At 67.9% G+C, this 11,731-nt stretch carries 10 protein-coding genes; 7 read left to right on the forward strand and 3 right to left on the reverse strand.

Annotation, left to right across the window (positions count from 1 at the left end; genetic code table 11):
- Positions 1 to 100 precede the first annotated feature (100 nt).
- Positions 101 to 568: an antibiotic biosynthesis monooxygenase family protein gene (locus O1Q03_RS32655; protein WP_269508784.1), complete on the forward strand. Its 468-nt coding sequence runs from the start codon at positions 101 to 103 to the stop codon at positions 566 to 568.
- A gap of 10 nt (positions 569 to 578) precedes the next feature.
- Here O1Q03_RS32655 and O1Q03_RS32660 read toward each other — a convergent pair whose 3' ends face one another.
- Entirely contained in the window at positions 579 to 1,541 is a 963-nt protein-coding gene (locus O1Q03_RS32660; protein WP_269508786.1) for a LysR substrate-binding domain-containing protein, read from the reverse strand.
- A gap of 194 nt (positions 1,542 to 1,735) precedes the next feature.
- Here O1Q03_RS32660 and O1Q03_RS32665 point away from each other — a divergent pair, with 194 nt between their 5' ends.
- Genes O1Q03_RS32665 through O1Q03_RS32675 form a run of 3 tightly spaced genes read left to right on the forward strand, consistent with a single transcriptional unit; the run spans position 1,736 to position 4,945 of the window.
- On the forward strand, positions 1,736 to 2,857 hold the full coding sequence (locus tag O1Q03_RS32665) for a M20 aminoacylase family protein (RefSeq protein ID WP_442865897.1): 1,122 nt from the start codon (positions 1,736 to 1,738) through the stop codon (positions 2,855 to 2,857).
- Between the two features lie 53 nt (positions 2,858 to 2,910).
- Positions 2,911 to 3,705, forward strand: coding sequence for an ABC transporter substrate-binding protein (locus O1Q03_RS32670; protein ID WP_269508790.1), 795 nt, complete (start codon positions 2,911 to 2,913; stop codon positions 3,703 to 3,705).
- Between the two features lie 55 nt (positions 3,706 to 3,760).
- Positions 3,761 to 4,945 (forward strand): porin, encoded by a 1,185-nt coding sequence (locus tag O1Q03_RS32675; protein WP_269508792.1) that lies wholly within the window; start codon positions 3,761 to 3,763, stop codon positions 4,943 to 4,945.
- A 161-nt stretch (positions 4,946 to 5,106) separates the two neighbouring features.
- Here the strand turns inward: O1Q03_RS32675 and O1Q03_RS32680 are convergent, their stop codons facing one another.
- Together O1Q03_RS32680 and O1Q03_RS32685 are read right to left on the reverse strand one after the other, a co-directional pair.
- Positions 5,107 to 6,195, reverse strand: coding sequence for an aldose epimerase family protein (locus tag O1Q03_RS32680; RefSeq protein ID WP_269508793.1), 1,089 nt, complete (start codon positions 6,193 to 6,195; stop codon positions 5,107 to 5,109).
- Positions 6,196 to 6,223: 28 nt separating this feature from the next.
- Complete coding sequence (locus O1Q03_RS32685; protein WP_269508795.1) at positions 6,224 to 7,417, reverse strand: XylR family transcriptional regulator; 1,194 nt, start codon at positions 7,415 to 7,417, stop codon at positions 6,224 to 6,226.
- A gap of 262 nt (positions 7,418 to 7,679) precedes the next feature.
- On the opposite strand from O1Q03_RS32685, the gene xylA reads away from it, so the two are divergent.
- The 3 genes from xylA to xylF all read left to right on the forward strand — a co-directional run bounded on the left by xylA (position 7,680) and on the right by xylF (position 11,600).
- Entirely contained in the window at positions 7,680 to 9,002 is a 1,323-nt protein-coding gene (xylA, locus tag O1Q03_RS32690; protein WP_269508797.1) for a xylose isomerase, read from the forward strand.
- Between the two features lie 4 nt (positions 9,003 to 9,006).
- On the forward strand, positions 9,007 to 10,485 hold the full coding sequence (gene xylB, locus O1Q03_RS32695; protein ID WP_269508799.1) for a xylulokinase: 1,479 nt from the start codon (positions 9,007 to 9,009) through the stop codon (positions 10,483 to 10,485).
- An 86-nt stretch (positions 10,486 to 10,571) separates the two neighbouring features.
- Complete coding sequence (xylF, locus tag O1Q03_RS32700) at positions 10,572 to 11,600, forward strand: D-xylose ABC transporter substrate-binding protein (protein ID WP_269508801.1); 1,029 nt, start codon at positions 10,572 to 10,574, stop codon at positions 11,598 to 11,600.
- The last annotated feature ends 131 nt before the right edge of the window (positions 11,601 to 11,731 follow it).

An 11,731-nucleotide genomic window follows, 5' to 3' on the forward strand; every position in this document is an offset into this window, starting at 1 on the left:
ATTGCCTGCCTATATTGGGCCGTCAGTCGCCCGACAGTCGCACATGCCGGCTCGCTCGCCCGGCGACTGCTCATCAACCCAATCGCCAGGAGCCCGTAATATGTCTGTCTATCTGAGCATGCAGCGCGTGCGTTTCTCGAGCCCGGATGGCTACGAGAAGTTCAAGATGGTGTTCTCGGATGTGCGCAACCACCTGAAGGACGTGCCGGGATTCATGCACCTCACGTGGTGGGTGCATGCGGACGATCCCGCGTGGTTCAACGAAGTCAGCTTCTGGACCAGCTTCGACGCGCTGCGCGACTGGCATGCGAACGTGTATCACAAGCATGCGAAGGAATGGGCGGTCCGCACCGGCGCGATCATGGAAGACATCATCACCAATTTCGAGCTGAAGAATACGCGCCTGATTCGCGTCTGCCCGTGCTGCGGGACCGCCGACGACAGCCCGTATCCGCTCGAACGCGAGCGCGACGTGCTCGCGCAGCCGTGCGCGCAATGCGGATTCAACTTTCCGGTGACACCCGAAAACCGCGCGAGCACCGCGTTGTACAAGGACGTCGCAGTCTGACGCGCGCGCCTCAGATCAACAGCTCGAGCGTGCGGAACAGCGCGAGATCCTCGCCGCGCGCCGAGCGTGCATGCCGCCGGATCACCTGCAGCAGGCAGTCGATGAAGCAGCGTGCCGGGTCGCCGAGCGTGCTGCTGCGGCGCGTGACGATCCCGAGTTCGCTCGGCTCGAACGTCTCCTTCAGCGGCAGCACGCGCATCCGCTCGCCGAACGGCCGCACCGCCGCGAGGATCGTCGGGCACCACGTGCACATGCCGGCCTGTTCGAGCATCGTCTGCAGTATCGCGACCGACTGCGCGCGCACGATGCGCCGTTCGTCGATCTGCGCGCCGTGCCGCGTGAACAGATAGTCCACGAGCGCGGCCTGGCCGTCGGCGGACGAATTCAGCACCCAGTCGCAATCGAGCAACTCATGCACTGACTTCGCACGCTCGTGCGGATGCCCAGCGCGCACCATCACCGACGTTTCGTACCGCAGCAGCGGCTCGAATGCGAATTCCTGCGCGCTGCTGCCGGGCTGCAGGTGGCCGAGCGCGAAATCCATGCTGCCGTCGCGCAGCAGCGGTTGCGCGACGGCCATCAGCGCCTCGTAGAGCTCGACGCGCACGTCGGGCATCCGCTCGCGAAACCGCAGCACGGTTTCCGGCAGGAACGTCATGGTGAGCCACGGCGTGACGCCGACGCTCAGCCGCCCCTCGACGCGGCCGCGCATCCGTTCCAGGTCGCTCTGCGCGTGCTCGAGCTGCTTGAGCACGAGCTTCGCGTGCGTGAGCAGCGTCTTGCCGTATTCGGTGAAGCCGATGCCTTCCGGCGCGCGCACCAGCAGCGGCAGGCGCTCGCTCGCCTCCAGCTCGCGCAGCGCGCGCGTGACGGCCGCCTGCGACAACCCGAGGGTGCGCGCGGCACCGCGGATGCTGCCGGCTTCCGCGCTCGCGACGAGCGCCTGCAACTGATGCAGCTTGATCGTGCTCATGGTACGAAACGGGCCGAGACCCGACAACGAAAGGTTGTCATCATAACGAAACTGCGGCTGTTCGCCGGCATTTTCGCTGCATACGATCCCGCCACGATCCGCCATTCGGCGATCGGCAAACCGGAACGCATCGAGGAGTATCGGGGTTGGATCGAGAACGCATTGCGCCAGAAATGGCGGCCATCGAAACGGAGATGATCGCGCTGCGCCGCAGGCTGCATGCGCATCCGGAGCTCGGTTTCGACGAACACGCGACGAGCGCGCTGGTCGCCGAGTTCCTGACAACGTGGGGTTATCGGGTGACGCGCGGCCTCGGCGGCACCGGCGTGGTCGGCACGCTCACGCGCGGCGCCGGCAAACGGCTCGGGCTGCGCGCGGACATGGACGCGCTGCCGATCCGCGAGACGACCGGGCTGCCGCATGCGAGCCGGCACGACGGCGTGATGCACGCGTGCGGCCACGACGGCCATACGGCGATGCTGCTCGCCGCCGCCCGTTGCTTGGCGGAACGCGGGCGCTTCAACGGCACGCTGAACCTGATTTTCCAGCCGGCGGAGGAAGGGCTCGGCGGCGCGAAGCGGATGATCGACGACGGGCTGTTCGCGCAGTTCCCGTGCGATGCCGTGTTCGCGATGCACAACGTGCCGGGGCTGCCGGCCGGCGTGCTCGGCTTCTGCGACGGCCCGGCGATGGCGTCGGCCGACGAGGTGCGGGTGCGCGTCACGGGGCGCGGCGGTCACGGCGCGGCGCCGCACATGACGATCGACCCGGTGGTCGTGTGCGCATCGATCGTGATGGCGCTGCAGACGATCGTGTCGCGCAACGTGAATCCGCAGGAGCTGGCGATCGTCACGACCGGCTCGATCCACGCGGGCACCGCATCGAACGTGATTGCGCCGCATGCGGATCTCGAACTGAGCGTGCGGGCGCTGTCGCCGGACGTGCGCGCGTTGCTCGAACGACGCATCCGCGCGATCGTGCACGGCCACGCGGAAAGCTATGGGGCGACGGCCGAGATCGACTATCGGTACGGTTATCCGGTGCTCGTCAATCATCCGGCGGAAACCGCGTTCGCACGCGACGTGGCGCGGGAATGGGGCGGCGACGACGCGCTGATTCCGCACCTGCGGCCGATCGCGGCGAGCGAGGATTTCGCGTTCATGCTGAACGCGTGCCCGGGCAGCTACCTGTCGATCGGCAACGGCGACGGTGCCGCCGGCTGCGGGCTGCACAACCCCGGCTACGACTTCAACGACGCGTGCCTCGCGACCGGCGCGAGCTACTGGATCGCGCTCGCGGAGCGCTATCTCGCGTGAGCCGGGCACACGCATTCGAATCACTTTCAACGATGGAAACAAGGAGACACGCAATGAAACAGTGGATGGCGGCGCTCGCGGTGGCGCTGACGGCAACGACGATGGCAGCGGCCGCGCACGCGGGCGACTGGACGGGCAAGGAGATTCGCCTCGCGGTCGATCCGACGTATCCGCCGCTCGAATACAAGCAGCCGGACGGCACGCTGACGGGCTTCGGGATCGACATCACGAACGCGCTGTGCGCGGAACTGCATGCGCGTTGCGTGTGGGTCGAGTCGAGCTTCGACGGGATGATTCCGGGGCTGCTCGCGCGCAAGTTCGACGTGATCGCGTCGTCGATGACGATCACGCCGAAGCGGATGCAGCAGATCGCGTTCACGAACCGGATCTCGAATGCGCCGGCCCGGCTGATCGCGCGCAAGGGCTCGCCGCTGCTGCCGGCGGCTGTGTCGCTGAAGGGTAAGCGCGTGGGCGTCGAACAGGGCTCCGCGCAGGCCGACTATGCGATCGCGAACTGGCAGCCGGCCGGCGTGCAGATCGAGTCGTACCAGAACCAGGACCAGGTCTATGCCGACCTCGTGACCGGGCGGCTCGACGCGGCGTTCCAGGCGTCGATCGCGGCCAGCGACGGCTTCCTGAAGAAGCCGCAGGGCAAGGACTTCATGTTCGTCGGCGCGGCGATCGACGACGCGAAGTACTTCGGGCAGGGCGACGGCCTCGGCTTGCGCAAGCAGGACACCGACCTGCGCGACGCGTTCAACCGCGCGCTGGCGACGATCCTCGCGAACGGCACGTATCAGCGGATCAACCGCAAGTACTTCGACTTCGACATCTACGGCGCGAAGTAAGCGGCACCGCTTCGTAGCGAGCGGGTGGGGATCATCACATCAATAAGGAACACGAATGAACTGGAGATTGTTGGTCGTCGCGATGCCGGCGCTGTGTGCGGCGCCCGCCTTTGCACAAAGTAGCGTCACGCTGTACGGGTTGATCGATGCGGGCGTCGACTATACGAACAACGTCGGCGGCCACGGCGCGTGGCAGATGGCGAGCGGCTTCGCGCAGGGCAGCCGCTGGGGGCTGAAGGGCACCGAGGATCTCGGCGGCGGCTACAGCGCGCTGTTCCAGATCGAGAACGGCTTCAACGTGAACAGCGGCACGCTCGCGCAGGGCGGCCGCATGTTCGGGCGGCAGGCGTATGTCGGCTTGGGCAGCACGCGCTTCGGCACGGTGACGCTCGGCCGCCAATACGATTCCGTCGTCGACTATCTCGCGCCGACTACCGCGAACGGCAGCTGGGGCGTGTATCCGTTCTCGCATCCGCTCGACAACGACAACACCGGCAACACGTTCCGCGTGAACAATACGGTCAAGTATGCGAGCCCGGATTTTGCCGGTTTCTCGTTCGGCGGCACGTACAGCTTCAGCAACGACACCGGCTTCGCGAACAATCGGCAGTGGAGCATCGGCGCGCAGTACGAGCAGGGCGGCCTGCTCGTCGGCGCGGCGTTCCTGAACGCGGACAACCCGGGCGCGACAAGCGGCGGCGCGATCGCGGGCTCCGGGCCGGTCGGCGCGGATGCGAACTTCGCGTCGGCGCGGCTGCGGATTTTCGGCGCGGGCGTCAACTACACGGCCGGGCCTGCGACGGTCGGGTTCGCGTATACGAACAGCAACGTCACGCGGCCCACCGCGAACGTCGGCTACCTGTTCGGCGACGAGACGATCGAACCGGTGACGGGCCCGCTCGCCGGCGGCACGGTCACGGCGATCAAGTATCAGAACTTCGAAGTGAACGGCAAGTATCAGTTCACGCCGGCGTTCTTCGTCGGTGCGCAGTATGTGTATACGACGGTGCGTTACGAAGCGACCACGGGTAGCGCGAAACCGAAGATCCATTCGGTCGGGCTGATGGCGGACTACAACCTGTCGAAGCGGACCGACGTCTATCTGATGGGCGCGTATCAGCGCATCGCCGGCGATGCGACCGGCTCGTCGCTCGATCAGGCGTATATCCCCGGCGCGGCCGATCTGTCGGCGACGTCGAAGCAGTTGATGGTGCATGCGGGAATCCGGCACAAGTTCTGACGGAAGCGCGCTGGCAACGGGCGGCGGCACGGTGCTGCCGCCTGTCCTGGTCCACTCCGGATTGCCCTTTACGTCACCGTTACCTTCTTCAACTCGTCGATACACGAAATCTCGGTGCGCCGTTTCGGTCACGGGACCTTCAGCGGCCGCTCCGCATATCGCTACGCGCGAACGCCGACGCGATACCGGGTCGTGTGCCGATACGTTACGCCCGGGTGAAGGATGGTTTCGGCGCTCAATCCATCCATGTTGACCTGGTTCGGAAAGAACCCGGCTTCGACGCACAGCGCCGCATGCCGCACGCACGACACGCCGCCGCTCACGCGCAGGCCATCGAGATGGTTGCCCGTATAGAGCTGCAGCCCGCGCTGATCCGTCGACACCGCGAGCTCGCGGCCGCTTTCCGGATCGTAGATCGACGCGACGTGCCGCACGCCGCGCTCGGGGTCGCGCAACACGTAGCAGTGATCGAACCCGCGCCCGCGCGCGAGCTGCGCATGGGGCCAGTCGAGGCGCGCGCCGAGCGGCGCGCTCTGCCGGAAATCGAACGCGGTACCCGTCACGTCCGCCGTGCCGGTCGGGATCAGCGTGTCGTCGACTTCGACGAATGCGTCGGCGTCGATCTCCAGCAGGTGGCCCCGCACGTCGCTGCCCGCGCGTCCGCTGAGATTGAAGTAGCTGTGATTCGTCAGGTTGAGCGGGGTCGGCGCATCGGTCACGCCGCGGTAATCGATCGTCAGCGTGCCGTCGTCGTCGAGCGAGTAGCGCACCTGCATGCTGACGTTGCCGGGGAACCCTGCATCGCCTTCCGGCGAATCGAGCCGCAGCGTCAGGCCGCCGCGATCGTCGACCACGTCCCAGCGTGCGCGATGGAAGCCGCTTGCGCCGCCGTGCAGCAGATTGCCGTTCTCGTTGCGGTCGAGCGCGTAGTCGATGCCGTCGAGCGTGAAGCGCGCGCCCGCGATCCGGTTCGCCCAGCGGCCGACCGTCGCGCCGAGATACGCGCCGGATGCGAGGTACTCGGCCGGCGTGTCGTGGGCCAGCACGACATCGGCGAAACGACCGGTGCGATCGGCGGCGAGCCACGACACGACGGTCGCGCCGAGATCGCTGACGACGACGCGCATCCCGTGCGCGTTGCGCAGCGTGTAGCGCCGCACCGGGTCGCCGCCGGGCAGCGTGCCCCACGACTCGGACGGAATGCGGGCGACGTCGGCTGCCGGGCGGGAAGTGTCGGTATCGATATGCATGAGTGGGTTCGCTCGTGGGGCGGTGAATTCAGTGGGCGGCCGCGGCGCGTTCCTGGTACTCGCGCGGCGTGCAGCCGAGTTCGCGGCGGAACACCGCGTGCATGTATTGCAACGACGTGAAGCCGCAGCGGATCGCGACTTCCGCGCTCGACGCATGGCGGCCCGCGAGCAGCGCCTGCGCGGCCTCGAGCTTGTGACGCAGGATTTCCTGGTGCACGGTGCGCTGCAGTTCGCGCCGGAAGTGCTCTTCGAGCAGCGAACGCGACACGCCGACATAGTCGGCGACCTGTTCGGTCTTGATCCCCTGGCACGCGTACTGGCGAATGAAATGCCGTGCGCGCATCACGTGCGGGCTCGCGAGCGGCTGGTGACGCGTGGACTCGAGCACGTTGATGCCGACCGGCGGGACCAGGATGCGTTGTTCGGGGAAGCGTGCGCCGCGCAGCATCCGGTGCAGCAGGTGCGCGGCGGTGCGGCCCATTTCCTCGGTGCCCTGGATCACGGACGACAGCGGAATGCGCGTCAGCGTGCGCGTGAGCGGATCGTTGTCGATGCCGATGATCGCGACCTGTTCCGGGACGGCGATGCCGGCGAGCAGGCACGCCTGCAGCAGATGCCGCGCACGCGCATCGGTGACCGCGATCACGCCGACGGGCTTCGGCAGCGCATGCAGCCAGCCGATCAGCTGTTCGATCGCATGGTTCCAGCCCGACGCGCTCGTCGACAGCCCGCGGTAGATCGGCGCGTCGAGCCCGTCCGCGCGCGCAAGCCGGTCGAACGCGAGCTCGCGCTGCTGCGCCCAGCGGTTCTCCTGCGCGACCGGCAGGCTGTACATCGCGAAATGCGCGAGCCCTGCGCCGATCAGGTGCGTATAAGCCAGCGACACGAGCTTCGGGTTGTCCGTCGCAATATATGGGACGTCGGGCGGATACTGCGTCGAATCCTCGTACGACGAACCGACCGCGACGATCGGCAGCGGCGAGCCGGCGAGCGCGTCGGCGACGGTCGGATCGTCGAAGTCCGCGATGATGCCGTCGCCGTCGAAGCGCTCGATGCCGGCGAGCCGGCAGCGGAAGTCGTCTTCGAGGAACAGGTCCCACACGACGCGCGTCGTGTGCAGGTACTGGCCGATGCCGCTGATGATCTCGCGGTCGTAGACCTTGTTCGCGTTGAACAGCAGCGCGATGCGGTGCGGTGTCTGGGCGGAAGGGGTGCGCGTCATCTCGGTCTCGGGGCGCGCGCCGCTCGGGCGTCGTGCCGTTGTCTCCGGGCGCGCGGGCGATGCCGCGCGGCTCTATCGTGTCCGGCGATTGTAGGACGGAACGCGGGCCGTGCGCAGCGCGCTGGCAAGAATCGTTACGCGCGCTGCTCAATTTCGCAATTGCCGGCGCGCCGGCGCGCGGGCACGATCCAGCCATCCGAATTCGGCCGCGTGCGTCGTCGCAATGCACGTTGCGCTGCAACACGCCCCGCATGGAGACGCCATGTCGTATTTCGAACACATCCCCGCGATTCGCTACGAAGGTCCGCAGTCGGACAATCCGCTCGCCTATCACCATTACGATCCCGAGAAGCGCGTGCTCGGCAAGCCGCTCGCCGAGCATCTGCGGATCGCGGTTTGCTACTGGCATACGTTCGTATGGCCGGGCCACGACATCTTCGGGCAGGGCGCGTTCCAGCGGCCGTGGCAGCAACCGGGCGACGCGCTCGAGCGCGCGCGGATGAAGGCGGATGCGGCGTTCGAATTCTTCACGAAACTCGGTACGCCGTTCTACACGTTCCACGACACCGACGTCGCCCCGGAAGGCGACACCCTGCGCGCGTACGCAGCGAATTTCGCGCGGATGGTCGACTATCTGGGCGAGCGCCAGCAGGCGAGCGGCGTGCGGCTCTTGTGGGGCACCGCGAACCTGTTCTCGCACCCGCGCTTCGCGGCCGGCGCCGCGACCAACCCGAATCCCGACGTGTTCGCATGGGCGGCGACGCAGGTATCCCACGCGCTCGACGCGACGCACCGGCTCGGCGGCGAGAACTACGTGCTGTGGGGCGGCCGCGAAGGCTACGAGACGCTGCTCAACACCGACCTGAAGCGCGAGCGCGAGCAGTTCGCGCGCTTCCTGTCGATGGTCGTCGAGCACAAGCACCGGATCGGCTTCAAGGGCGCGCTGCTGATCGAGCCGAAGCCGCAGGAGCCGACCAAGCATCAGTACGACTACGACGTCGCGACCGTGCACGGCTTCCTCGTGCAATACGGATTGCAGAACGAGATTCGCGTGAACATCGAGGCGAATCACGCGACGCTCGCCGGCCATTCGTTCCATCACGAGATCGCGAACGCATTCGCGCTCGGTGTGTTCGGCAGCGTCGATGCGAACCGCGGCGACCCGCAGAACGGTTGGGACACCGACCAGTTCCCGAACAGCGTCGAGGAGCTGACGCTCGCGTTCTACGAGATTCTGCGGCACGGCGGCTTCACGACCGGCGGGATGAACTTCGACGCGAAGGTGCGCCGCCAGAGCATCGATCCGGAGGACCTGTTCTACGGCCACGTCGGCGCGATCGACGTGCTTGCGCTCGCGCTCGAGCGCGCGGCGGTGCTGGTCGAGAACGACCGGCTCGACGCGCTGCGCCGGCAGCGCTACGCGCAATGGGACGAGCCGCTCGGCCGCAAGATCCTCGCCGGCGGCCATACGCTGCAGTCGCTTGCGGCCGACGCACTCGAACGCGACGTCAACCCGCGGCATGCGAGCGGCGCGCAGGAGCGGCTCGAGAACATCGTGAACCAGGCGATCTACGGGCTGCGCTGACGCCATGTACATCGGACTCGATCTCGGCACGTCCGGCGTGAAGGCGGTGCTGCTCGACGGCAGCGGCGCGGTGCGGGCGAGCGCGGGCCATCCGCTCGCGGTCAGCCGTCCGCATCCGCGCTGGTCGGAGCAGGCGCCGCGCGACTGGTGGGACGCGGCCTGCAGCGCGCTCGCCGCGCTCGTCGCGCAGGCGCGCGCCGCCGGCATCGATCCGCGCGACATCGCCGCGCTCGGGCTGACCGGCCAGATGCACGGCGCGACGCTGCTCGACGCGCACGGCGACGTGCTGCGCCCGGCGATCCTGTGGAACGACGGCCGCGCGGATGCGGAGTGCGCGGAACTCGAGCGGCTCGCGCCCGCGCTGCGCACGGTGGCCGGCAACATCGCGATGCCCGGCTTCACCGCGCCGAAGCTGCTGTGGGTGCGCCGTCACGAACCCGATGTGTTCGCGCGCATCGCATACGTGCTGCTGCCGAAGGACTATCTGCGCTATCGGCTGATCGGTGCGTTCGCAACCGATGCATCGGATGCCGCCGGCACGCTGTGGCTGGACGTCGCGAAGCGCGACTACGACGACACGCTGCTCGCCGCGTGCGGGCTGTCGCGTGCGCAGATGCCCGCGGTGTTCGAGGGCAATCGCCTGACGGGCACGCTGCTGCCGGCCGTCGCCCGCGCGCTCGGCCTGCGCGAGATTCCGGTGGTCGCGGGCGGCGGCGACAACGCGGCCGGCGCGATCGGCGTGGGGATCGTGCAGCCCGGCGATGCGCTGCTGTCGCTCGGCACGTCGGGCGTGTATTTCGCGGTGTCGGACGGGTTTCGCGCGAATCCCGAATCGGCGGTGCACAGCTTCTGTCATGCGCTGCCCGACACGTGGCACCTGATGTCGGTAATGCTGAACGCGGCGGGCTGCATCGACTTCACCGCGCAACTGGCCGGCTACGACGGCGTCGCGGCGCTGCTCGCCGATGCCGACGCGAACGCGCGTGCGAGCCGCCCGTGGTTCCTGCCTTATCTGAGCGGCGAGCGCACGCCGCACAACGACGTGAATGCGAAGGGCGTGTTCTATGGGCTCACGCCCGACACGCAGCGCGCGGATCTGGCGAACGCGACGCTCGAAGGCGTCGGCTTCGCGCTGCTCGACGGGATCGACGCGCTGCATGCGGCCGGGCTCGCGCCGGACAGCATCACGGTGATCGGCGGCGGCTCGCGCAGCGCGTACTGGACGCAGATGCTCGCCGACCTGAGCGGCCGCGCGCTGACGTTGCGCGCGGGCGGCGAGGTCGGCCCGGCGCTGGGTGCCGCGCAGCTTGCGCGTCTCGCACTCGAACCGGATGCGCCGCTTGCCGACGTGTGCCCGCAACCGCCGATCGTCGCGGTGCGCGAGCCCGACCCCGCGCGGCACGCGTGGTATCGCGACATGCGGCGGCCGACGTTTCGCGCGCTGTACCGCGCGCTCGAACCGGTGTTTGCAACGGGCGCATGAAGCGCCCTGCAGTGATTCGATGCGGGCGGCGCATCCCGGCGGCCGCCCGGCGTTCGTGAGGTGGTTCCATAACAAGGAGTGGAGACATGCAATCCGTGACGCGTCGTACCGTATTGAGTTCGCTTGCCGGCGCCGCTGCGCTGGCGATCCTCGCGCTGGGCGCGCCGCTCGCGCATGCGAGCAAGGACAAGCCCGAGATCGGCTTCTGCATCGACGACCTGCGCGTCGAGCGCTGGTCGCGCGATCGTGACTATTTCGTCGCGGCGGCGACGAAGCTCGGCGCGAAGGTGTCGGTGCAGTCGGCCGACGCGAGCGAGGCGCGGCAGATCTCGCAGATCGAGAACCTGATCTCGCGCGGCGTCGACGTGATCGTGATCGTGCCGTTCAATTCGAAGACGCTCGGCAACGTCGTCGCCGAAGCGAGGAAGGCCGGCATCAGGATCGTGTCGTACGACCGCCTGATTCTCGACGCCGACGTCGACGCGTACATCTCGTTCGACAACGAGAAGGTCGGCGAGCTGCAGGCGCAGGGCGTGTTCGATGCGAAGCCGAAGGGCAATTATTTCCTGCTGGGCGGCGCGCCGACCGACAACAACGCGAAGATGCTTCGCGAAGGACAACTGAAGGTGCTGAAGCCGGCGATCGACCGCGGCGACGTCAAGATCGTCGGCCAGCAGTGGGTGCCGGAATGGAGCGCATCGACCGCGCTGCGGATCGTCGAGGACGCGCTGACCGCGAACAACAACCGGATCGACGCGATCGTCGCGTCGAACGACGGCACGGCCGGCGGCGCGATCCAGGCGCTCGCCGCGCAGCATCTGGCCGGCAAGGTACCGGTGTCCGGGCAGGATGCGGACCTCGCGGCCGTGAAGCGCGTGATCGCCGGCACGCAGACGATGACCGTCTACAAGCCGCTGAAGCTGATCGCGAGCGAAGCCGCGAAGCTCGCCGTCGATCTCGCGAAGGGCACGAAGCCGGCGTTCAACGCGCAATACGACAACGGGAAGAAGAAGGTCGACACGGTGTTGCTGCAGCCGACGGTGCTGACCAAGCGCAACGTCGACGTCGTCGTGAAGGACGGCTTCTATACCCAGGCCCAGCTGGCGAGCCAGTAACGGTGATCGGCACGATGCACGCGGCCGGCTAGGTGCGGCCGGCGAGGTGTGGCCGGCGAGGTGCGGCCGGCGAGGTGCGGCCGGCGAGGTGTGGCCGGCGAGGTGTGGCCGGCCAGGTGCGGCCGGCCAGG

Origin of the sequence: Burkholderia sp. IMCC1007 (assembly GCF_027257875.1) — a bacterium.
Taxonomy (GTDB): Bacteria; Pseudomonadota; Gammaproteobacteria; order Burkholderiales; family Burkholderiaceae; genus Burkholderia.

Bases quoted from the DNA above. Each gene is read 5' to 3' on its own strand.
- O1Q03_RS32655 (WP_269508784.1), top strand. From the start codon at position 101: ATGTCTGTCTATCTGAGCATGCAGCGCGTGCGTTTCTCGAGCCCGGAT.
- O1Q03_RS32660 (WP_269508786.1), bottom strand. From the start codon at position 1,541: ATGAGCACGATCAAGCTGCATCAGTTGCAGGCGCTCGTCGCGAGCGCG.
- O1Q03_RS32665 (WP_442865897.1), top strand. From the start codon at position 1,736: ATGATCGCGCTGCGCCGCAGGCTGCATGCGCATCCGGAGCTCGGTTTC.
- O1Q03_RS32670 (WP_269508790.1), top strand. From the start codon at position 2,911: ATGAAACAGTGGATGGCGGCGCTCGCGGTGGCGCTGACGGCAACGACG.
- O1Q03_RS32675 (WP_269508792.1), top strand. From the start codon at position 3,761: ATGAACTGGAGATTGTTGGTCGTCGCGATGCCGGCGCTGTGTGCGGCG.
- O1Q03_RS32680 (WP_269508793.1), bottom strand. From the start codon at position 6,195: ATGCATATCGATACCGACACTTCCCGCCCGGCAGCCGACGTCGCCCGC.
- O1Q03_RS32685 (WP_269508795.1), bottom strand. From the start codon at position 7,417: ATGACGCGCACCCCTTCCGCCCAGACACCGCACCGCATCGCGCTGCTG.
- xylA (WP_269508797.1), top strand. From the start codon at position 7,680: ATGTCGTATTTCGAACACATCCCCGCGATTCGCTACGAAGGTCCGCAG.
- xylB (WP_269508799.1), top strand. From the start codon at position 9,007: ATGTACATCGGACTCGATCTCGGCACGTCCGGCGTGAAGGCGGTGCTG.
- xylF (WP_269508801.1), top strand. From the start codon at position 10,572: ATGCAATCCGTGACGCGTCGTACCGTATTGAGTTCGCTTGCCGGCGCC.